This is a genomic window from Methylomonas rivi (genome assembly GCF_024505165.1).
GTDB lineage: Bacteria > Pseudomonadota > Gammaproteobacteria > Methylococcales > Methylomonadaceae > Methylomonas > Methylomonas rivi.
The window spans coordinates 1-20680 of record NZ_JANIBK010000059.1; the positions used below are offsets into that span (position 1 = coordinate 1).

At 50.8% G+C, this 20680-nt stretch carries 21 protein-coding genes; 11 read left to right on the plus strand and 10 right to left on the minus strand.

Annotated features, from left to right (window positions below):
* Positions 1 to 53: 53 nt before the first annotated feature.
* Positions 54 to 857 (minus strand): hypothetical protein, encoded by an 804-nt coding sequence (locus NP596_RS11940; protein WP_256615590.1) that lies wholly within the window; start codon positions 855 to 857, stop codon positions 54 to 56.
* A gap of 65 nt (positions 858 to 922) precedes the next feature.
* Positions 923 to 1789, minus strand: a complete 867-nt coding sequence (locus NP596_RS11945) for a ThiF family adenylyltransferase (protein ID WP_256615591.1) — start codon at positions 1787 to 1789, stop codon at positions 923 to 925.
* A 220-nt stretch (positions 1790 to 2009) separates the two neighbouring features.
* Here NP596_RS11945 and NP596_RS11950 point away from each other — a divergent pair, with 220 nt between their 5' ends.
* From NP596_RS11950 to NP596_RS11960, 3 genes are read left to right on the plus strand one after another with little or no spacing between them, the layout of a single operon-like run.
* A complete protein-coding gene (locus NP596_RS11950) occupies positions 2010 to 3113 on the plus strand; it encodes an FtsX-like permease family protein (RefSeq protein WP_256615592.1) in 1104 nt (367 codons plus the stop codon).
* Complete coding sequence (locus NP596_RS11955) at positions 3110 to 3829, plus strand: ABC transporter ATP-binding protein (protein ID WP_256615593.1); 720 nt, start codon at positions 3110 to 3112, stop codon at positions 3827 to 3829. The genes NP596_RS11950 and NP596_RS11955 overlap by 4 nt, the downstream gene beginning before the upstream one ends.
* A gap of 23 nt (positions 3830 to 3852) precedes the next feature.
* Positions 3853 to 4827, plus strand: coding sequence for an HlyD family secretion protein (locus tag NP596_RS11960; protein WP_256615594.1), 975 nt, complete (start codon positions 3853 to 3855; stop codon positions 4825 to 4827).
* Here NP596_RS11960 and NP596_RS11965 read toward each other — a convergent pair whose 3' ends face one another.
* The 5 genes from NP596_RS11965 to NP596_RS11985 form a co-directional block, all read right to left on the minus strand.
* The gene (locus NP596_RS11965; RefSeq protein ID WP_256615595.1) at positions 4828 to 6216 is read right to left on the minus strand and encodes a TIGR03013 family XrtA/PEP-CTERM system glycosyltransferase; all 1389 of its coding nucleotides are present in this window, start codon (positions 6214 to 6216) and stop codon (positions 4828 to 4830) included. It lies immediately after the preceding gene.
* Positions 6217 to 6253: 37 nt separating this feature from the next.
* Complete coding sequence (locus tag NP596_RS11970) at positions 6254 to 6940, minus strand: S1C family serine protease (protein ID WP_256615609.1); 687 nt, start codon at positions 6938 to 6940, stop codon at positions 6254 to 6256.
* Positions 6941 to 7049: 109 nt separating this feature from the next.
* Entirely contained in the window at positions 7050 to 7814 is a 765-nt protein-coding gene (locus NP596_RS11975) for a YdcF family protein (protein ID WP_256615596.1), read from the minus strand.
* A gap of 19 nt (positions 7815 to 7833) precedes the next feature.
* Positions 7834 to 8733, minus strand: coding sequence for a hypothetical protein (locus tag NP596_RS11980; protein WP_256615597.1), 900 nt, complete (start codon positions 8731 to 8733; stop codon positions 7834 to 7836).
* A 24-nt stretch (positions 8734 to 8757) separates the two neighbouring features.
* A complete protein-coding gene (locus NP596_RS11985) occupies positions 8758 to 9774 on the minus strand; it encodes a tryptophan--tRNA ligase (RefSeq protein ID WP_256615598.1) in 1017 nt (338 codons plus the stop codon).
* A gap of 204 nt (positions 9775 to 9978) precedes the next feature.
* On the opposite strand from NP596_RS11985, the gene NP596_RS11990 reads away from it, so the two are divergent.
* From NP596_RS11990 to NP596_RS12000, 3 genes are read left to right on the plus strand one after another with little or no spacing between them, the layout of a single operon-like run.
* Complete coding sequence (locus tag NP596_RS11990; RefSeq protein ID WP_256615599.1) at positions 9979 to 10278, plus strand: PilZ domain-containing protein; 300 nt, start codon at positions 9979 to 9981, stop codon at positions 10276 to 10278.
* Positions 10279 to 10312: 34 nt separating this feature from the next.
* Positions 10313 to 10717 carry a 6-pyruvoyl trahydropterin synthase family protein gene (locus NP596_RS11995; RefSeq protein ID WP_256615600.1) on the plus strand — a complete coding sequence of 135 codons (405 nt, stop codon included), beginning with the start codon at positions 10313 to 10315 and terminating at the stop codon, positions 10715 to 10717.
* Between the two features lies 1 nt (position 10718).
* Positions 10719 to 11165 (plus strand): DUF1249 domain-containing protein, encoded by a 447-nt coding sequence (locus tag NP596_RS12000; RefSeq protein WP_256615601.1) that lies wholly within the window; start codon positions 10719 to 10721, stop codon positions 11163 to 11165.
* On the opposite strand, the gene recQ is transcribed toward NP596_RS12000, so the two are convergent.
* Complete coding sequence (gene recQ / locus NP596_RS12005) at positions 11158 to 13353, minus strand: DNA helicase RecQ (protein ID WP_256615610.1); 2196 nt, start codon at positions 13351 to 13353, stop codon at positions 11158 to 11160. The genes NP596_RS12000 and recQ overlap by 8 nt on opposite strands.
* A gap of 137 nt (positions 13354 to 13490) precedes the next feature.
* On the opposite strand from recQ, the gene gshA reads away from it, so the two are divergent.
* Together gshA and NP596_RS12015 are read left to right on the plus strand one after the other, a co-directional pair.
* Positions 13491 to 15077 carry a glutamate--cysteine ligase gene (gene gshA / locus NP596_RS12010; protein ID WP_256615602.1) on the plus strand — a complete coding sequence of 529 codons (1587 nt, stop codon included), beginning with the start codon at positions 13491 to 13493 and terminating at the stop codon, positions 15075 to 15077.
* Positions 15074 to 15796, plus strand: coding sequence for a phosphoadenylyl-sulfate reductase (locus tag NP596_RS12015; RefSeq protein WP_256615603.1), 723 nt, complete (start codon positions 15074 to 15076; stop codon positions 15794 to 15796). The genes gshA and NP596_RS12015 overlap by 4 nt, the downstream gene beginning before the upstream one ends.
* Before the next feature lie 65 nt (positions 15797 to 15861).
* Here the strand turns inward: NP596_RS12015 and NP596_RS12020 are convergent, their stop codons facing one another.
* Positions 15862 to 16494, minus strand: coding sequence for a helix-turn-helix transcriptional regulator (locus tag NP596_RS12020; protein WP_256615604.1), 633 nt, complete (start codon positions 16492 to 16494; stop codon positions 15862 to 15864).
* 195 nt (positions 16495 to 16689) lie between these two features.
* Here NP596_RS12020 and NP596_RS12025 point away from each other — a divergent pair, with 195 nt between their 5' ends.
* The 3 genes from NP596_RS12025 to NP596_RS12035 are packed head-to-tail and all read left to right on the plus strand — an operon-like array spanning position 16690 to position 19276.
* Positions 16690 to 17070, plus strand: coding sequence for a group I truncated hemoglobin (locus tag NP596_RS12025; protein ID WP_256615605.1), 381 nt, complete (start codon positions 16690 to 16692; stop codon positions 17068 to 17070).
* A gap of 14 nt (positions 17071 to 17084) precedes the next feature.
* Positions 17085 to 18071, plus strand: coding sequence for a 2Fe-2S iron-sulfur cluster-binding protein (locus tag NP596_RS12030; RefSeq protein WP_256615606.1), 987 nt, complete (start codon positions 17085 to 17087; stop codon positions 18069 to 18071).
* 32 nt (positions 18072 to 18103) lie between these two features.
* Positions 18104 to 19276: an HPP family protein gene (locus NP596_RS12035; RefSeq protein WP_256615607.1), complete on the plus strand. Its 1173-nt coding sequence runs from the start codon at positions 18104 to 18106 to the stop codon at positions 19274 to 19276.
* Positions 19277 to 19529: 253 nt separating this feature from the next.
* Here the strand turns inward: NP596_RS12035 and NP596_RS12040 are convergent, their stop codons facing one another.
* A complete protein-coding gene (locus tag NP596_RS12040) occupies positions 19530 to 20273 on the minus strand; it encodes a DUF2971 domain-containing protein (RefSeq protein WP_256615608.1) in 744 nt (247 codons plus the stop codon).
* Between the last annotated feature and the right edge of the window lie 407 nt (positions 20274 to 20680).

A 20680-nucleotide genomic window follows, 5' to 3' on the forward strand; every position in this document is an offset into this window, starting at 1 on the left:
CCCGGCACAGCCGGGGGGTTACCATCATTAATTAAAAAATATAGTCAACCACATTATTCCGGAAAAGTAATCGTTAAAAATGAAACGCCGGCTGGATACAACATACTCCGTTTTTTTTCCGCAGAAATCTCAATATCCAAACCAAGTTTATTTACGATTTGTTTCAAATCTTCAACTGAATGCTCATGTAAGCACGACACAATTCCATCCCAGAGCATCATCAATGGAAACAAAGGAAAAACATAAGTAAAGAGCGCCATTATAGGCAAATGTCGCAACTTAACAAGGAAAGGCAGCGTAAGAAACACGACAAGCGGCCCAACGGTCATGGACAAATACCCTAACAATGAGTTACTTACATACTCCAACACTACTATTTCATTCTTGTTTTTAAAGTTATTAATCAATATTTTTTCGACCTGTTTTTTTGAAAAGTGATGAAATGAATTTATGAAAATTTTAGGGCAATCGAACTTATCCAAATCTTGAGTCACATCCACTGGATTTTCAATATAACGAAACCTAGACAGTTGATTCTGATTAAATTTATTAACGACGTCTGGATTAGGTCTAATATCGCTTAAAAGATAATTAACAAGACCAACTTCGTTTTTATCCAATTGCGAATCAATCAACGTCAAAGGCTCGCCTGCACCAGAACAACACTCTAAATATTTGTTTTTACCTACCCTTTTAATAAAATTAGAAAAACTTGGCACCCATAACTTGTAGTATCCAAAAACCTTATAAAAAAAAACCAAATACTCCCTCAAATAAATATGATAAAGATTTGAAACACCATCCAAATCGCCAAACTCAAACAATCGCATAACCACCTCTTTATTATCGAATAACATTAACAGGATGCACCACAAATATAAAAATCAAGTAATTTTATAGAAAGAGACTTTTTCAAAGACTTCTAATAGGTCAACTTCATAAATTGGCGGCGGGCGATGGCAATTCCAAAACGCTGGATGAAGTGATTATTACCGCCAGGACGCCATGTTTTAACCAACTTAATCTCGTACGCATCAAACTGCAGCCCCCATGGCGCCGCTAGCACTTTCCCTCGCCCTAACAAAATCTTCAACGCCTGCGTGGCAGCAACTCCTGCACACATTTCACAGGCCATGGGTGTAGATGGCCCCTTGTGATTAATAAAATCTACTTTATTTAGATCCACTAAATACCCGCGCTGCAGCATCGCAGGCGACAAGCCCAACAAGAAATGCAAAATTTTGTCGGTTTCCGATTTCCCCTCGAGCCGAAAATATTCCTCGAAGGTCATTTTGCCCGGTAAAAAATTCAATACGGCGGTTCCCATGCCTAATGGCGCCGCCGTGATGGCGGGAATACCCTGCTCCGCGCAGTAAGCAAACACCATTTCCCGGGCCTCAAACGCGAAAAAATCCAGCGCATCGACATACAAATCGACACCTGTAAAAAATTCCGACAGGTTATTTATTGTAACGCCATCAGGAAACTTTTTTATTTGAAGCTCGGGGTTAATGTCTTGGGCCATTTCCGCCAACACATCGGTTTTGGGTCTATCAAGATGGGAAACGGTTGCGCCTGCCTGGCGATTAAAATTCGGCAACTCGAATTTATCGAAATCGGCGATATGAAAAGCGCCTATCCCTAGCCGGGACAACGTCAGCAGATGACTACCACCGACTCCGCCCAAACCGGCAATGGCGATTTTTTTACATCTTAGAACTTGCTGCTCCTGTTCAGTTACCCAGCCGATATTGCGAGAAAATGCCTGCTGATAATTAAATTCTGTCATCGCCATGCTCCTGATTAATGTGCCAGGGTTTGTACTGTGTATTTTGCTATACTGTCAACTTGTTTAGATTGATTTCTCAAGATGAATTCTGTCTTTTTCTCGGGAAGAAACCTAATTCTAACGGACAGTAAATTTTAGTCGTTAATTCAGATAGCCTCTTTAAATCTAAAGAAATCATCATTTACGTATGAACACCGTCGTCATCCCCGTTGCAACCCAAATGCTTTTTCATAACCATTTGCGCTTCGCCATGACGGTGATAGGCATTGCTATTGCGTTCTTTCTGGCGGCCGCGCAAATTGGCCTGCTGGTCGGCTGGATCAACACCAATAGCGCCATCATTCGCCATGCCGGTGTCGACATTTGGGTCATGGCGGAAGAAACTCGCGCCTTCGATTACGGCACCGCCATTCCCCGCCATCGCGTACAACAGGTTAGCAGCGTTCCCGGTGTTGTTTGGGCGGAAGGCATGCTGATGGGTTGGGCTACCTGGCAACACCCCGCCGGCAAACGCATTAATGTTGAAATCGTGGGTTTGGACAGCAGTCACGCCGGCGGCCCCTGGCAACTGATATCCGGCCATATAGACAATATCGAACAACCTGAAACCGTGATTATCGACGAACTTTCTTACGATGTTTTGGGGCTCCGCGAACTGGGCGACGAAGCGGAAATAGAGGGGAATAGAGTCATTTTAGGCGGCGTATCCAGAGGCGTCAGAACCTTTACCGCCGCGCCTTTTGTGTTTACGTCCATCGAAAATGCCTTGAAATATTCGCCGTATTATAAAGATGAAGAAATTGCTTTTGTTTTAGCCAAGGTAGAACCTGGCGTTGACCCGGGCGTGATCCGCGATCGGATTGCCCGGGAAGTAGCCAACGTCGAAGTGCTGACCACCGCCGAATTCGCCGAACGCTCGGTCAAATATTGGATGCTGGAAACCGGGGTAGGGATAACGGTAATCATTACCGCCGCGCTGGGCTTGCTGGTTGGCGCGGTGATCATGAGTCAGACTTTGTTTGCCATTACCCAGGACCATCTCGGCAATTACGCCACCCTGTTGGCACTGGGCTTTCATCAGAAAACATTACGGCGGATCGTTTTAACGCAAAGCCTGAGTCTAGGCGGGCTGGGCATTATTACCGGTTCCATTTTATTTATCCTGGCCTGCAATGCGTCCGCCAGCACGCCCATTCCGCTCGAAACCACGCCCTTGGTATCCACCGGTTTGGTCGTTTTCTCCCTGCTATGTTGTATCGCCGCATCCTGGTTTTCGATACGGGCTATTTTTAAGCTGGATCCCGTCATGGTGTTTCACGGATGAAAAGCATTATGACCTGCAAGGGCATTGCCAAAAGTTACGGCACGGGCGACATCGTCGAGCTGGTTTTGAAACGTGTCGATCTTGAGTTTTTTGAAGGCCAGGCGTCCGTTTTGGTCGGCCCTTCCGGATCGGGTAAAACTACGCTGTTGTCGATTTTAGGCTGTTTGCTGGCGCCCAGCGAGGGTCAATTATTAATCGCCGATGATACCGTAAACTTTTCCGACAAAAGCAGCCTGACGGAAGTCAGGCGGCAAAAACTGGGCTTTATTTTTCAACATGCGCAACTGCTGCCTTTTTTAACCATCGAGGAAAATCTTGCCATCGTAGGCCGCAATGCCGGCATGCAAGATGACGATATTAAGCAGCGGTTGGATGGCTTGCTGCATCGCCTTGAATTAAAAGCCATGCGGTATAAACACCCGGCGCAGCTGAGCGGCGGGCAACGCCAACGGGTCGCTATTGCCCGGGCATTATTGCACCGCCCATCCATCGTCCTGGCGGACGAGCCTACAGCGGCACTGGACTGGAATACCGGCAAAACGGTCGTCGAACTGCTCTTGGAACAGGCCAGAATGGAAAAAGCCGTGCTCGTGGTGGTCACTCACGACACCCGCATGCTGCCATTGTTCGACCGGATATTATCAATCGCCGACGGCATCCTATCGGAACAAGCGCAAACGGCCGCCGCCGAAAACATCTTCTATACTCAACCTTAACTACAACCCGCCAGGATATTAGCATGCAACGCTACGCTTACCTGTTGTTATCTTTTTTAGTTTTAAGTCCCGCCGTCTCGGCCGAACAACGCTGGATTCAGGGCATCGGCTATGTGGAACCCGCCAGCGAGGTTCGTAGGCTGGCTTTTAAACATCCCGGCATACTCGGTGAATACCACGTTCAAATCGGCCAACAGATCAAATCCGGCGACATACTGGCAATGCAACAGAATCGCGAGGAACAAACCGCGGTGACCGTGGCCGAAAGCCAATTGCTGGCGGCTAAAGCGGAATTGGATAAAGTGTTAGCGGGTGTCAACCCCTATGAAATTGAAGCTAAAAAACATGCCCAGCAGGTTACTACCCTGGACGCCGAGTATGCTAGCCGTAAACTGGATCGCATAGAACACTTACGGAATAACAAATACGCCTCCGAAGATGAGCGCGATCTGGCCGAAACCAATGCCAAGTTGAAACAAGCGGATAGCCGCCGCTTGCATGCCGAGACACGTTTTTTGACCCATTTCGTCCGGGACGTCGACAAACAAGTGGCGCAAGCCCAAGTATCCGTCGCGGAAGCGCAGTTACAAGCCGCCCAACGCCGACTGGCGGAAACTTACTTGACCGCCCCTATAGACGGTACGGTTTTGGAGACCATTCTGCGCGTGGGCGAATCGACATTTTCGGTGGGCAGCCCCGAGCCGGCCGTATTGTTGGGCAATATGGCCCAATTGCGCGTCAGGGCCGAAATCGATGAAAACTATGCCTTGGCGCTGAAAGAAGGCCAGAAGGCATTGATCTTCGGCAGGGGCTTAGGCGATAGGGAAATTCCCGCCCATGTCAGTTTGGTCAAGCAAATCATGGGTAAAAAAACCGTTTTTGCCAAAACGGCAACAGAGCGTAAAGATATAGACGTCATTCAGATCTTTGTGGAACCGGACGGTGACATGCAAGTTCCCATCGGTTTGGAAGTCAACGTCAAAGTCGCCATCAATTAATCAGCGGGCGCCTTTACCCCACAACACCACTTCAACGGTACTCAGCATGATGGTCATGTCCAGAAACAAGCTGTAGTTTTTGACATAATATAAATCGTATTGCAGCTTTTGCCAGGTATCCTGCTCGCTCGCGCCATAGGGATAGCACAGTTGCGCCCAGCCGGTTATACCCGGTTTTACCCGGTGGCGCTCGGCATAATAGGGAATGCTTTTTACAAAGCCCTCCACAAACTCCGGACGCTCGGGGCGGGGGCCCACAAAACTCATATCGCCTTTCAACACATTAAACAATTGCGGCAACTCGTCTATACGAAACTTACGTATCACTTTGCCGACCCGCGTTACCCTGTTGTCGGTTTCGCTGGCCCATTGAGCGCCGTTTTTTTCCGCATCGACCCGCATGCTGCGGAATTTAATCACCTGAAAAGGTTGATTGCGATACCCCACCCGGGTTTGCCGATACAGTACCGGCGCCCCAAAACCGCTCTCGATATAAATGGCGATTGCGGTGAACAACATCAACCACCAACTGACAGACAGTAACAAAATGCTGGCCAGCACATCAAAGCTGCGCTTGACCAGCGGCCGGGTCCCGGTATTGACAAATCCATCCGAAAACACCAGCCAGCTCGGACTCAAGGCTTCCAGAAACACCAGCCGTTGCTCTCTCTCGTAAAAAGATTGTAAATCCATCACGATAATACCCGACATCTTGATATCCAGCAGATCGTCAACCGGCAACCTTTTGCGCCGGTCATCCACCGCAATCACAATTTCGTCCACTTTATATTGATTAACCACATCGGCCAACGTCAGACTTTCGTTCAGCCAGACGGGATCCGGAACCGAAATCACGTCGTCATCCAAGGCAATGTAACCGACGATTTCAAAACCGCGATACACAAAACTGGAATTCACAATCTCCAACTCGCTGGCTTTCTGGCCGCTGCCGATAACCAATACTTTTCGTTTCAGATTATCCAGATTGATAAATCGATAAAAAAAGTACCGGGTCAGCAACATGCCGACAAACGAAAACAGAATAGCGGAAATCAATACGCTACGGGCCAACATTAATTCGGGCACGCTGTAATAAATTAATACCAAAGAAAAAACAGCCACGACGAAACTGTAATTGATTCTTTCCAGCAGGTTGTACTCTTCCCTATCCAAGGTTTTCCGATACAAACCGATCGATGAACAACATAGGGTAAAGACGCAGGAAAAGACCATCGATGCCCAAAACATTTCTTCCTGGGTATACCAGGAAGAGGTATACAAAAACCTGACCGCGGCCCCCCAATGCATGGCCGAATAAAACACCATCCATTCCACGGCCATTAACCACAAGTAGGCGGTCGAGATATAGTGTCGAAAAATTCTAATCATGCTGCGGTTCCCATTCCGGTCTGTGTGTACGAATGATTTATTGAATGCTTTTTTGATTTAAAAGCTGTTTGATGTGCTCTGAAGGTATGGCATACGAAATACCGCTCGGATTGCTAAGAGCATTTTCCTTGCTGCCTTGCACAAAGACTTTATTGATGATGCCTACCACTTTTCCGCTGTCGATGTCGTACAAGGGGCTGCCGCTATTGCCGGGATAAGCCGTGGCATCCAATTGAAATACCTCATAAGGGGTTGCCAGCTTTTTTATCATTTTGACGTTTAACTGCCGGCTGGCGATTACAGGAATGGCATTGGGCGATATGGCCGAAATAATGCTGCGATGGGTAACGGGATACAGTCCCAGCACCATCCCTATCGGATATCCGGTAAAGGCAAACAACTGGCCTTCCTTGACTCTCCCGGAATCGCCGATTTCAAGCGCGGGCAATTTGCCGTCCTGCAAGCGTAGTATCGCCAAATCATGCTCTTGATCGATCGCCGTTAAATCCGCAATCAGCATATGCTCGCGCTCATCCTGACGAAAAAACACGGCGAACTGTTCAAGATGGGCCGCATCCAGTTCTTTGCCCACCACATGCGCATTGGTAATAATCTGACGTCCATCGGCAATCGCAAAGCCCGTCCCAAGAAATACAGCCCGGGGATTTCGGGTAGGCATAACAGTGCCTACCGCCACAATGGCGGGTTTGATACGTTGCAGCATATCCGGCAAATTACTCTCCCCTCCAAAAACAGGGCTATTCAACCCGATTAAAAGCCAAGTCAAATAAAGCGTATGGAGTATTTTCATGTTAGCCGACAAAGCCTCAAACTTAATCCGAAGATAGAATCCGGTACCAAAACATACCTAATTGTTCATGCGCCAATAAAAAACTATTCGCCAAGGCGGCCGGCGAGGGCAAAAAATCGAATAGCGTCAATTCAGAAGCTCCGCCTATAAATGCGGTTGGCGCGGGCAACACCTGGAAACCGGCCTTACGAAATTCCATCACCGCCCGCGGCATATGATAAGCCTGCGTAACCAAAACGATTCTATTAATACCAAGACCGCCTAATACGCTGCCGCTGAATCGCGCATTTTCCGCGGTATTCCGGCTTTTGGTTTCCAACCATGCCACCGGGGTTTTAAATTCCTGCTCCAGTACATCGGCCATTATCCGTGCTTCGGGAATACCGCCCGCATCCATAACGTTGCCGCCGGATACCAGTATAGGCAAATCCTCCTCTCTTGCCAGTTTGGCGGCGTAACGAATGCGTAATAAGGTTCGATGATTGATCGTTCGAGGAGATGGGTATTCATCGGCATTCAACACCATGCCGCCGCCGATGACCACCATTGCCTGGGGTTTGAAAAGCTTAATCCCGCCGGCCCGCAACGGCGGAAAGCGCTCCCAGTGCCGCGCCCATTGCGCGACGACAATCGGCAAACTCAACATTAACAACACAGTCAAACTGACCAGCGCAACAATACGGCCTTGTTTACGCTGATGGATTAAAAGCCCCGCCATGGCCAAAATAATCAATGACGCGGGAGGCAGTACGAGTAATTTGATGAAATAGACCAGTGCTACCGACACGGATTTACTTCCTGCGCAATCATTGTTGTCGAATTAAAAACCTTACCAGTTTAACCAAATACACCGAAACTAAAACCGATAGTAATAAATACAAAAAGTTATTGACTGTTAAATATTTCAACACGCCGAAAAAGCTACTATTCCTTTCGAATTCAGCCCGCATAACCGCATCGTTTATCATTTGCTCGGCATTGTTAAGCCCGTTTATTTGCCGGCCGTTTTCCTGATTACCTGCGGCCAACTGTTCCTCGAATGCAAGGTTTCGATCATTTGAGCCCACCAACCCCAAAGACGTTAGCCCAACCATTAATTGGTCGTTAATTCCGACGATCAGCGAATCCCGCGCAAACAATTCGGACTGCTTGATAGTGGCATAAATCCAGTTGTCCAACTGTTTGACATCCAGGTAAGTCCAGACCATTTTGGCATACATGTCTTCTCCCACCAGCAGCCGCATTTCGTCATGCAATTCCGCGAACGGGTCGTTAACCATCTGATTGTGCTCACCGGCATGCCTGGACTCGTTTCCCAAACTCGCATTATCGGCGGACATCCCCAGTCCCCAAAAATGGTTGGCGGAAACATCTTGAATCGGCAAAAAATTATTTTGCGGCTCCGAAAGTTGGGAACGCGCGGAATATGAACGGAAACCCGGCCTTGTACCCGGCTCTAGGGTTTCCGGCTGCTTTTCGGTTTTTCCGGCTTCGGTCATGCGCGACTGGCGGGTTTCTTCTTGAGCGGCCGGTATAGGAACAGGGTTGACCGGCTTTTCCGGCGGAGGCAAGGCTAGGTCGCCGAGATCGTCGGCTTGTTGCCCGGCGGCTTCAATGATGTCCTGGGAAAAAGTCAGCTTAAAGTCATCGGCCCAACTCAAATTAACGTAACCGCTCAATAAAATCAGGCCAATGTAAAAATTCATGACTTTCACCGGATCGAAATACTGTTAGCTGCCCGCTATCGGCGCAATTCCCACCGCCTCGCGTAATTGTTGAATAAAGGGCCGGCTGATAGCTCTGGCTTTTTCCGCGCCTAATTGCAGTTGTTCTTCAATATGCCGCGGTGCTTGCAATAGCGCCTCGTACCGCTCGCGAGCCGGCGCTATTTCGTCATTGATTTTCTCGAATAATACCTGCTTCATTTCTCCCCAGGCTATGCCCTCCGCGTAACGTGCGCGAATCGCATTTAATTCGTACGGATTGGCAAAAGCCTGGTAAATACCGAACAACGTGCAACCTTCCGGGTCTTTCGGTTCGCCCGGTTCCAGGGAGTTGGTTTTGATTTTGTTGATCAACTTGCGTAATTTTTTCTCGGGCTCGAATAAAGGAATGGTGTTGTTATAGCTCTTGCTCATTTTGCGCCCGTCCAGCCCCAGCAAGGTGGCGGCATTGTCATCCAGCACGGCTTCCGGCAACACAAAATGTTCGCCATAGATATGATTAAAGCGGCTGGCAATGTCCCTCGCCATTTCGATATGCTGAATTTGATCCCTGCCCACAGGTACCTTATTGGCATTGAACATCAAAATATCCGCCGCCATCAATACCGGATAACTAAACAAGCCCATTGTGATGCCTTTATCGGGATCATTCCCTTCAGTCTCCTCGTTTTCCGCCACAGCCGCTTTATACGCGTGCGCCCGGTTCATCAACCCCTTGGCGGTCACGCAAGTCAGCATCCAGGTCAGTTCCAAAATCTCCGGCACGTCGGATTGGCGATAAAATACCGCGTTCTCGGTATCCAAACCCAATGCCAGCCAAGTGGCGGCGATTTCCAGGCTGGATTGCTTGACGCGCGCGGGTTCGCTGCATTTGATCAAGGCATGATAATCGGCCAAAAAATAAAACGGCCTGACCTGTTCGTCCTTGCTGGCGTTAATCGCCGGGCGTATGGCGCCGGCGTAATTTCCCAAATGCGGCGTACCGGTAGTGGTAATGCCGGTCAGAACAATGGATTTACTCATAAAAGTTAACTGTGCACCCTAAATCTTATTTTCATAAAAGTTTGGGATTCTACACAATTCATGGCGGATAGTCAGACAATAAAGCCCGCGGTTAACCGCTCGAGACCATGCCGCCGATTGGATAACCAAGAGCTTGGTTTTTATAGTAAACTTCCGTCCGTTAATTTTTAGTTCAAAACCTGATTTTACTGTCGGAGGAACCTAATGCTGGCACATGACGAAAAGCGCGACTACATCCGCATGGAAGTTGACTGCGACATTACTTACAGACTCGCCAACTCGCATGAAATAAAAACAGGCCGTTGCACGACCTTGAGCGGTGCAGGGGTATCCTTTCTGGCCGACCAGTCCTTCGAAGCCGGCTTGGCCATGGAAGTCAGCATTATTCCCAAAACATCCATCACGCCGCCGATGACGGCATTTATCGAAGTCGTGCGCAGCGTAAAGCGCGATGAAAATCAATATGAGATTGCCGCCTCCATTAAAAGTATCAAAGGCAGTTAATCTACAAGGCCTCGGCACAGGGACGCGTTAAATTATGTTCATAATCACCAAAGAAGTTTATTTCTGTTACGGCCACCGGCTGATGAACCATCCCGGCAAATGCCGCAACCTGCATGGCCACAGCGTAAAAGCCAGCATCGCCATCAAAAGCGAGCAGTTAAACCAACAAGGCATGGTGTGCGACTTCGCCGACGTTCGCGATGCGGTCGAATCGTTCGTCGATCAGCATTTGGACCACAATTTTCTGCTGCACAAAGACGACCCCATCATTCCGGCCTTGACCGCCAACAACGAGCGCTTTCTGGCCCTCGACGAACACCCGACCGCCGAAGTGCTGAGCAAAATGATCTACCGGCACCTCAAACAAGTGGGGTTAAACGTCGATCAGGTGGTGCTGTGGGAAACCGCCAGCGCACACGCCTGTTACCGGGAAGACTGACATGAGCCGGCTCAGACCGATCAATACCTCGCTGTGCCTGGAAAAAATCTGCGAAACCAATTATCAAAAATTGTTTCGCTTAATTCCCAATTTATGCGCGCTGGATAAGACCGCGATCGGCCGCACCGACAACCAACCGGCATTGCACCTGGACATTCTGGAGCGCAACCCCTACACGCTGACCATCGAACTCAGCCATTGCTTCACTCAACAGCTGTCCGAACTGATGGCGCCCGCCGTGAAAATCCGCATTTATATGGATGCGCAACTGGCCGAAGTGATCCGCGACCATGACCGTCCGGCGGTAGACCGGGTCTATCAAAACCCGGGACGGGCTTTGGAAATTCAGGAATACAAATGGCGGCTGAATTATTTTCTGCAAAAATGGCTGGATCATTGTTTAAAAAACCGCTACGAATTTTCCAGCGCCAACCGGTACGTCATCTAAGCTTGCTTTGCAAGGCGGCCCTGACGCAACGCAATACCCCATAACTGTAAGCCCCGCCCAATTGCTCGAAGGCCGGCTTCAAGGCGTTGCGTTGCTCATCCGGCATGGCCAATAACACCGCTTCAATCTCGGCGATTTCCTGGGCCGACAAGTCCAATACATCCGCAAATCTCACCAACCCGGCCTCCAAACCCTTGGCCAGATGCGTGTAAACCGTATCCGATTTTAAGCCACGCTGCTGCGCCACCTGTTCGATACTGTAGCCCAGCTTAAACAAATCCAGCGTTTCGGCAACGGTATCGTTGGCCGGGCCGCTCTCCTGTTCGTCGAATTCCGCCAACACCGCCAGAAACGCATCCCCGTATAAGGCCAACTTGCGTTCGCCTATGCCGGAAATCAGCCCCAGTTGACGGTGGGTGCGCGGCCGGTTTTCCACCATGGCCATCAGGGTGGCATCGTGAAAAATCACATACGGCGGCACATCTTGTCCATCCGCCAACTGGCGGCGTTTTGCCCGCAAGGCATTCCACAACTCAGTATCCGCCCCGCCCGGCTGGCGTTTTTCGTAGCGTTCCTTCTTGGTCTTGGCGATTTGCGCATCCTTGCGCAGCATCAGGGTTTGCTCGCCCCGTAACACCGGCCGGCAGGCATCGGTCAGCTTTAAACTGCCGTGTCCTTCAAAATCCACTTCCACCAAAGACTTGGCCACCAACTGCCTGAATACCGAGCGCCACTGCTTTTCATCCAATGCTTTACCGATAGCAAAAGTGGATTGCCTGTCATGGCCGAATTGGCGGATGCGCTCGTCGTTTTTGCCGAGCAATACATCGATCAAATACGTTACGCCGAACCGCTGCCCGGTGCGGTAAATACAGGACAGCGCCTGTTGCGCCGCAATGCTGCCGTCCCAGGTTTCCACCGGCTCCAAACAGGTATCGCAATTGCCGCAACCTGCGCTCAAATCATCGGTCGCTCCCGGCGTCCTGCTTCCCGCGACACTAGCACTTCCCTGTGCGTCGCCAAAATAGGCCAGCAGGGCGTGGCGGCGGCAGCCGACCGTTTCGCACAAAGCCAGCATGGCATCCAGTTTGTGGTATTCGATGCGTTTATGCGCCTCGTCGGCATTGGAAGACGCCAACATTTGCCTCAACGTCAGCACGTCTTGCAACCCGTACGCCATCCACGCATTGGCCGGCAAACCGTCCCGCCCTGCGCGGCCGGTTTCCTGATAATAAGACTCTACGCTTTTCGGTAAATCCAGATGGGCCACGAAACGCACATTGGGTTTGTCTATGCCCATGCCGAAGGCGATGGTGGCGACAATGATCAAACCGTCTTCCATCAAGAACTGGTGCTGGTTTTTCTGCCGTAGCTCATGGCTCATGCCGGCATGGTAAGGCAATGCGCGGATACCTTTTTGCCGGAGCCATTCTGCGGTGTCTTCCACCTTTTTACGCGACAGACAATAGACAATACCGGTATCGCCGGCATGTTCGGCGCAAATAAAACTCAGCAATTGCTGGCGGGCGTTATCTTTTTGCACGATGCGATAACGAATATTGGGCCGGTCGAAACCGCTGATGAATACTTGGGCATTTTCCAGCGCCAGCCGAGTAATGATTTCCTGGCGGGTACGTTCGTCGGCGGTGGCGGTCAAGGCGATGCGCGGCACTTGCGGGAATTGTTCATGCAGTACCGACAGCAGCAAATAATCGGCCCGGAAATCATGCCCCCACTGCGATACGCAGTGGGCCTCGTCTATCGCGAACAAGGCAATGTTGCAACGGCCGAACAGGGCTTGGGTGCGACTGTTGCTGAGACGTTCCGGGGCGATATACAGCAAATCCAGCTCGCCGTTCAATAACTGCCGTTCTATGTCTCTGACCTGCTCCAGCGACAGCGTCGAATTCAAAAACGCCGCTTTTACCCCTAATTGATGCAGGGCGCTGACCTGATCCTGCATCAAGGCAATCAAGGGCGAAATCACCACGCCGACCCCATCCTTGACCAAGGCCGGGATCTGGTAACACAAGGACTTGCCGCCGCCGGTCGGCATCAATACCAGCACGTCCCGGCCGTCTATCACCTGCTGAATGATTGCCTGCTGCTGGCCGCGGAAACTGTCGTAACCGAATACCGAGCGCAAAACCTGCAACGCACAGGGACGCGCCAGCGTCGCGGGAGGCAGAACGCCGGAAGCGGCCAGCGCGGCATCGTCATGAACGGGAGTGGGATAATATTTCTGCAATGGCGGATCGACCCTTTATAATGGGTCGGATTATATCAGCACTCGCGTGCTATTCATGCCACATCCGCGACCCATTCATGATTAGTCTACAAAACGACCTCCCCAAACGCTTGCAATACCTGATCGATAACAACTTGCACCATCTGCTGCAGCTGGGGTTGAAAGGCATAGAAAAGGAAAGCCTGCGCATCAACCGGCGTGGCGTGATTTCGCAGACGCCGCATCCCAAGGCCTTGGGCTCCGCCCTCACCCACCCGTATATCACCACCGATTATTCCGAAGCCTTGCTGGAATTCATTACCCCGCCGTTTGCCGACATCAAGCAAACCCTGGGCTACATGCACCAGATCCACCAATTCGTTTACCCGCAATTGGGCGAGGAAATGCTGCTGGCCACCAGCATGCCCTGCGGCATAGACGGCGATTTGAGCGTGCCGATAGCCGAATATGGCGACTCGAACGTCGGCAAGATGAAACACGTTTACCGCAAGGGCCTGTGGCACCGCTACGGCCGCACCATGCAAGCCATCGCCGGCATCCATTTCAATTATTCGGTGCCGCAAGCGCTATGGCCTATGCTGCACCGGCAGGCCGGCAACGTGGGGCCGCTGCAAAACTTTATCGCCGACGGCTATTTCGGCTTGATCCGCAATTTCCAGCGTAAAGGCTGGCTGATGCTGTATTTGTTCGGCGCCTCGCCGGCGATTTGCAAAAGCTTCTTCAAAAGCCGTCCGCGGTTGATGGAGGATTTCGAGGAATTCGATGCCCACACCCTCTATCATCCATATGCCACTTCGCTACGCATGAGCGACATCGGCTACAAAAGCAAAAATCAGGCGGGGCTGAAAATCGATTACAACTCGCTGGACGGCTATGTCGCAAGCCTTAGCGCCGCCATCAACACGCCTTATCCGGAGTATGAAAAAATCGGCATCAAAGTCGACGGCGAATATCAACAGCTCAACGCCAATATTCTGCAAATCGAAAACGAGTTCTACAGTACCATGCGGCCCAAGCAAATCGCCGAATCAGGCGAGAAACCCACGCTGGCATTAAAACGCCGCGGAGTGATGTATGTGGAAATGCGATCGCTGGATTTGAACTTGTTCAACCCTATCGGCATCGAGGAAGGCACCGCCCGTTTCATTGAGGCTTTTCTACTGAGCTGCCTACTACAGGACAGTCCGCCGCAAGCCGAGGCAGAATTGGAAATCAACAACCGCAATCAGCTATTGGTCGCCAATCAGGGCCGCAAACCGGGACTGATGCTGAGCAAGAATGGCCAGGACATCGGCTTGCGGGAATGGGCCCACCAAATTTTGGACAACATGCAGCCGATTTGCGCCTTGCTGGATCTGGGCAGCCTGGATAAACCGTACCAACTGGCCTTGCAACAGCAGCAAGCCATGGTCGATAACCCAGCCCTGACCCCTTCCGCCCACATCCTGGCTTGCATGACCCACAACAGCCAGGAATTCGGCTGCTTCGCCAGCAACACTTCGGCGCTGCATAAACATTACTTCACCTCGCAGCCGCTGGATTCGCAGGTGCAGCAACAATTTGCCGACCTGGCCAATCTGTCGCTGCAAAAACAAGCTGAAATCGAAGCGGCCGACACGCTGAGTTTCGATGACTTTTTGACCCGTTATTTTTCGCAATCATGACCGCATTCGACTTAAACCAAATCCAAACCGAACTGAAAGGTAAAAATCCGCGCACGATTTTAAAAGCCGCGCTGGCCCGGTTCGACAATATCGCCATTTCTTTCAGCGGTGCCGAAGACGTGGTTCTGATCGATATGGCTTTGCAAATCCGCAAGGACATTCAAGTATTCTCGCTGGATACCGGCCGCCTGCATCCGGAGACCTACCGCTTCATCGAGCAAGTCCGCAAGCATTACCGAATCGACATCGAACTGCTGACGCCGGACCGCGAGGTATTGGATCGTTTTGTCAAAGAAAAGGGCCTGTTCAGCTTCTACGAAGACGGCCACACAGAATGCTGCGGCATCCGCAAGGTCGAACCGCTGCGCCGCAAACTGGCCACGCTGGATGCCTGGATTACCGGCCAGCGCAAGGACCAAAGCCTGGATACCCGAAGCGACATTCCGGAAGTACAACTCGATACGGCTTTTTCCGGCCCCGGCAAACAACTGATCAAATTCAATCCGCTGTTGAACTGGTCGTCGGCGCAAGTGTGGGATTACATCGAAGCCTATCAGGTGCCTTACAACCCGCTGCACGGACAAGGCTATGTCAGCATAGGCTGCGAACCCTGCACGCGGCCCATATTACCGAACCAGCATGAACGCGCCGGCCGCTGGTGGTGGGAAGACGCCGCAAAAAAGGAATGCGGCTTACATGCGGACAATATTAAATCCTGATATCCGCCCCGTTGCGAAATCGAGCCCGTTCAATGCCGCCGGCCCTTGTTTCCGCAACGTTCCAATCATTCCTTGTTTGACGCCAGATTAAACCGGCAGACGCAGTCCTGCTTGGCCATGCAGTGGGTCTGCCGGACCGGCCTCTCCAGCAAGGTGCCGATCAAGGCCTGGTCGAAATGGCACAATTCGGGGTGTTTCCGGGCCAGATCGTGATAAACGCAATTGACCGCCTTGATGCTTGGCACGCCATCCTGCTGCTCCAGTTCCGCGTGATAGCCCAGGCTTTGCATCAGTTCCACCAACGCCACCAATTTTTGCTGGGCATTTTTACCGCTGAATTGCGGCGCCAGGGATTGCGCCAGTTTAACCCCCATCTTCCACATCATTTTTTCCAGCGCTTCGGTCGATAATTCCGCCGCCAAATCGTCGAGCAACAGGTTGCAAAACCAGGCGTATTGCTTGGGAAAACGGTTCAAGCCCTGTTCGGTCAAACTGTAACTGCGCGCCGGCCGGCCTCCGGTGCTGTTCAATGCCGCTTCCTTGACCCATTGCAGTTTTTCCAGCCCCATCAAATGCTGCTTAACCGCATTTCGGGAGATGTCCATCCGGGCCGCCATTTCATCGATACTCAGGCCATCCGCCGAATTCAGCAGCAAAGTCATGATCTGTTCTTGTCGCGATCCGGTTTGGGTTGTCATAAGCGGGCACTTAAATCGAAAAAAATATGGAAAGTAACAACGGCAAAATTCTAGCACAGGCGAACCGCAAGCGCGCTCATTAAGCAATATAAAATACTTTTATAATAAAAAAGTTGCATAACTGGCTTTTTTCCCTTAACCTACCGCCGAGCTTAACCGCTTGCTTGCATTTTTAACTCAACCAGGAAACCGATCATGACCGAAACCTCTCTTTCCCTTTACGAACAATTAGGCGGCGAAGCGGCCGTGAATGCAGCCGTGGATATTTTTTACCGCAAAGTGCTCGGCGATCACCGTATCAACCGGTTTTTCGAGAATACCGATATCGAAAAGCAGGCCGCCAAACAAAAGTCGTTTCTGACCATGGCCTTCGGCGGCCCCAACAACTATAACGGCGCCGACATGCGCCAGGCCCACGCCCATTTGGTACAAAAACTCGGTCTGGACGATTCCCACTTCGACGCGGTAATGGAGCACCTGACAGGCACTTTGGTAGAACTGAGCGTCCCGCAAAACCTGATCGACCAAGTGGCCGCCATCGCGGAAAGCACCCGTGCCGATGTCTTGAACCGCTAATCGGGGGCAGAGGGATGTCGTTGCATAAAATTACCCTGGACAATCGCGAAGTCATTTGCCAAAGCGGCGAAACGGTTCTCGATGCCTTGCTGCGCGAACATATCGACATCCCTCACGCCTGCCGGGAGGGCGCCTGTCAAAGCTGCATGATCCGCAGCCTTGACGGCCCGCCGCCCGTCGCCGCGCAAAAGGGTTTAAAAGATGTATTGAGGCACCAGGACCATTTCCTGGCCTGTTTGTGTTATCCGCAACAGGCTATGCGCATCAGCCTGACGCCGCCGGCGGACTTTTTTACCGAAGCCAGCGTCATCGGCAAGGAATTGCTCAATGCGGAAACCCTGTTGCTGACCTTGCAATGCCGGGAAGCGCTGGATTACTACGCCGGCCAGTTCGTGAATTTAAGGCGCGCCGACGGCCTGACCCGCAGTTATTCGATTGCCAATAACCGCATCCATACCCACAAGCTGACTTTCCACATCCGCCGGCTTTCGGGCGGGCGCTTTAGCGAATGGGCGCACCGGGAATTGAATATCGGCGACACACTTTCCGTTTCCGACCCGCAAGGGCTGTGTTACTACCTGCCCAATCAACCGGAGCAAAACATGCTGCTGATCGGCACCGGCAGCGGCTTGGCGCCATTGGCCGGCATCATCGGCGAAGCTCTGCATCACGGCCACAGCGGCGACATTCACTTATTCCACGGCAGCCGCGAAGTCGACGGCCTGTATTGGATAAACGAAATGCGGCAACTGGCGCGGCAATATCCTAATTTTCACTACACCCCGTGCGTATCCAAAGGTGATGCGCCGGAAGGTTTCGCATCGGGACGCGCCAATGACGTGGCGCTATCCACGCTCCCCAGCCTGAAAGGCTGGCGGGTTTATTTATGCGGGCATCCGGACATGGTCAATCAGAGCAAACGCCAAGCCTATTTGCATGGCGCGAGTCTACAGGACATGTATGCCGACGCCTTTCACGTGGCCTCGGCAACTTTGGACTAGGCTTAAAATTTAACTCGACTTCGGAGTTCAGCATGCGGCCATCGCTGCGTTATCTCGCTATCGATCCGGTCAGTTTAAGCCTGAAGGAAAAATGCATCGCCACCCTGGCGGGTTTTACCGCGATTTTCTGCACCGGCTTGCTGACTCGGTTTTACGCCGGCGAACATATGCCCACACTGGTGGCATCGATGGGCGCATCGGCGGTGATTTTGTTTGCGATTCCCGGCAGCCCGCTGGCCCAACCCTGGCCTTTTATAGGCGGACAGCTGTTATCGGCAACGGTGGGCGTTTATTGCGCCTTTTATATTCACGACCCGATCTTGGCGGCCGCGCTGGCCGTCGGCCTGGCCATCTGGGCGATGCTGATGTTGCGCTGCCTGCACCCTCCGGGAGCGGCAACCGCATTGGCGCCGATAGTAAACCACGCCCGGCATCCCGGGCCGGACCTGGATTTTTTATTGATCCCGGTCGGTGTCAACCTGCTTTTCATGCTGGTCCTCGCCGTGCTGATCAACCGGCTGATCTTGCGGCGGGATTATCCGGCCCAACTATCGCCACCCAAACCGGCAACTCAACAGCAGGCGCGCACCGATAAGCTAACCGGCATCAGCCTGCGCGACATCAAACAGGTTACCCAAGCTTACGGCCATTTTCTGGACATAGGGGCGGACGAACTATTGCAAATCTATAGCCGCCTGCAATTGCAGGGCTTTCAAAAGCGGACCGGCAAGCTGAGCTGCGGCGACATCATGCAGGACAATATCGTCACCGCCGAATATGCCACCGAAGTGGAAGCCGCCTGGCGCTTAATGCACAGCCGGCAATTGACGGTTCTGCCGATACTGGACCGGGCTCGCCGGGTGATCGGCATCGTCACCCGCCACGATTTTTTCAAAAACCTGCAACTGACACCGTACCGCGGCTTGCAGGACAAATGGCTGGCCTTCGTCAAAAGCACGCCGGATACCCACACCGATAAACCGGAAGCGCTGGGACACATCATGACCCGGCAAGTAAAAACCCTGCCCGCCACGGCCCATATTGCGGAACTGCTGCCGCTGATTGTCAACGAAGGCCACCACCACATCCCCATTACCGACGCCGACGGGCGTTTTGTGGGCATCGTCTTTCAAACCCAGCTAATAGCGGCGTTGTTCAAAGATCAACTCTCAACACCAGTGCCGCATGAATTGAAAAACGTTTGATTGAGACTTGAGATTATTGAGTGGAACTGGATGGCTTCGTTCGGCCCAGGGTGTGTAAAAACGTAAAAATCCGAAAAGCGGTGGAAAAATAAGTTAACTTGGCTCGCTCATTTTATTTCTAGGTGGAAAGATTTATTCATCTAAGCAGATGAAATAACCAAAAAGTGGGAGAAATTTTAATTTTTGAATTTTATTTTTGCGTTTTTACACAGCCTGGGCCAATTGCAGACAGTCAACGTGTTTTGTCTAATTTTTACAGATGGCAATCCGCAACATCTTCCTCATCAGAATCAAACAATCCATTGCCTCGTATCTTTTTCTTAAAAGCCTTACATCCACAATGTTTGGAAGCATACTCCATGAGGAGTTTAATGTCCTCTTTGGGTGTATTCAATCCAAAGCATACTTCCACCAAACAAGCGGGATCAATTTTGAAAGTGCCAAATTGTGGGCGAAAAAATCTAAATTCTTGTTCGTATTCCCAAGCAGGATGCTTTACGGATAAATAACGACTACAAAACTCTGAATAGAACTCATAATCGGATTTATCGCTTTCGAGCAGAAACTCAATAAATTTATTATCAGAATCATAAAAAACATCTGTAAACGAAGTGCAGACAGGAAGCGATTGAAGCAAAGTTGGCTCATTGTATTTGAGGCGAACTCCCTTGTGTTGATCAGCATAATGAGACCACATGAGGGGTTCATTTTTATCTACAACATTCGATTTAGAAACGCAGAAAATTCCATGCTCTGAAAATCCTGGAAGCGAGGAGGTGTCGTTAAGAAATCGTAAAACTTTAAAATTTTCTTTCACATTAATCAAGCGCTTGTCTGTAGAAAAGCGTTTGTCACCAAACAATGATTTAATATTCAACTGGCAGTCAAAGGGGTCGTTAAGCTCTGCTGGCTTGCTAAAGTAAATACTAGGCGTAACGATAGATTCGATGAGATACCTTGAGATCGAACGAAACTTATAAAAAAAATTGTCACTCATTACTAATTTGAGCCTAACGAGATATAAAATCAGTATATTATCAAAAAACTGAATAACGTCCTGCTTACTTAAAAACAAGTTTGAATGTCAGAAACGGGTCGTTTTTTGCCTGTCTATCCACATTTTGACACAGCCCATGCGCCAATCACTTTTACCTGATTTGTAGAACTTCAAACTTGATCCGACAGGCTCACCGTTAGTTTCGGCATAAAAAGACTTCATTCCATAAAAGCCCGCCAGAGCTTATCCACCCGCGCCCGCAGCCCGTAGGATGCGCCAACCAACGGGCGGCGCATCTTTCGAGTTATTCAATGCCTTCAATATCCAACGGCATAATGCTACCCCAGTTCTCGGGATAAAATCCTTGCTTGACGAAATTATGAAAACTCGAATAAGGCCAGTCCTTT

What these genes read in the sequence shown, in the direction of transcription:
- NP596_RS11945 (WP_256615591.1), bottom strand. Translation starts at nt 1,789, where the DNA reads ATGACAGAATTTAATTATCAGCAGGCATTTTCTCGCAATATCGGCTGG.
- NP596_RS11980 (WP_256615597.1), bottom strand. Translation starts at nt 8,733, where the DNA reads ATGAATTTTTACATTGGCCTGATTTTATTGAGCGGTTACGTTAATTTG.
- NP596_RS12025 (WP_256615605.1), top strand. Translation starts at nt 16,690, where the DNA reads ATGACCGAAACCTCTCTTTCCCTTTACGAACAATTAGGCGGCGAAGCG.
- NP596_RS12030 (WP_256615606.1), top strand. Translation starts at nt 17,085, where the DNA reads ATGTCGTTGCATAAAATTACCCTGGACAATCGCGAAGTCATTTGCCAA.
- NP596_RS12035 (WP_256615607.1), top strand. Translation starts at nt 18,104, where the DNA reads ATGCGGCCATCGCTGCGTTATCTCGCTATCGATCCGGTCAGTTTAAGC.
- NP596_RS12040 (WP_256615608.1), bottom strand. Translation starts at nt 20,273, where the DNA reads ATGAGTGACAATTTTTTTTATAAGTTTCGTTCGATCTCAAGGTATCTC.
- NP596_RS12015 (WP_256615603.1), top strand. Translation starts at nt 15,074, where the DNA reads ATGACCGCATTCGACTTAAACCAAATCCAAACCGAACTGAAAGGTAAA.
- NP596_RS11985 (WP_256615598.1), bottom strand. Translation starts at nt 9,774, where the DNA reads ATGAGTAAATCCATTGTTCTGACCGGCATTACCACTACCGGTACGCCG.
- NP596_RS11950 (WP_256615592.1), top strand. Translation starts at nt 2,010, where the DNA reads ATGCTTTTTCATAACCATTTGCGCTTCGCCATGACGGTGATAGGCATT.
- NP596_RS11965 (WP_256615595.1), bottom strand. Translation starts at nt 6,216, where the DNA reads ATGATTAGAATTTTTCGACACTATATCTCGACCGCCTACTTGTGGTTA.
- NP596_RS11940 (WP_256615590.1), bottom strand. Translation starts at nt 857, where the DNA reads ATGTTATTCGATAATAAAGAGGTGGTTATGCGATTGTTTGAGTTTGGC.
- NP596_RS11995 (WP_256615600.1), top strand. Translation starts at nt 10,313, where the DNA reads ATGTTCATAATCACCAAAGAAGTTTATTTCTGTTACGGCCACCGGCTG.
- NP596_RS11990 (WP_256615599.1), top strand. Translation starts at nt 9,979, where the DNA reads ATGCTGGCACATGACGAAAAGCGCGACTACATCCGCATGGAAGTTGAC.
- NP596_RS11970 (WP_256615609.1), bottom strand. Translation starts at nt 6,940, where the DNA reads ATGCTGCAACGTATCAAACCCGCCATTGTGGCGGTAGGCACTGTTATG.
- gshA (WP_256615602.1), top strand. Translation starts at nt 13,491, where the DNA reads ATGATTAGTCTACAAAACGACCTCCCCAAACGCTTGCAATACCTGATC.
- NP596_RS12000 (WP_256615601.1), top strand. Translation starts at nt 10,719, where the DNA reads ATGAGCCGGCTCAGACCGATCAATACCTCGCTGTGCCTGGAAAAAATC.
- NP596_RS12020 (WP_256615604.1), bottom strand. Translation starts at nt 16,494, where the DNA reads ATGACAACCCAAACCGGATCGCGACAAGAACAGATCATGACTTTGCTG.
- NP596_RS11960 (WP_256615594.1), top strand. Translation starts at nt 3,853, where the DNA reads ATGCAACGCTACGCTTACCTGTTGTTATCTTTTTTAGTTTTAAGTCCC.
- NP596_RS11955 (WP_256615593.1), top strand. Translation starts at nt 3,110, where the DNA reads ATGAAAAGCATTATGACCTGCAAGGGCATTGCCAAAAGTTACGGCACG.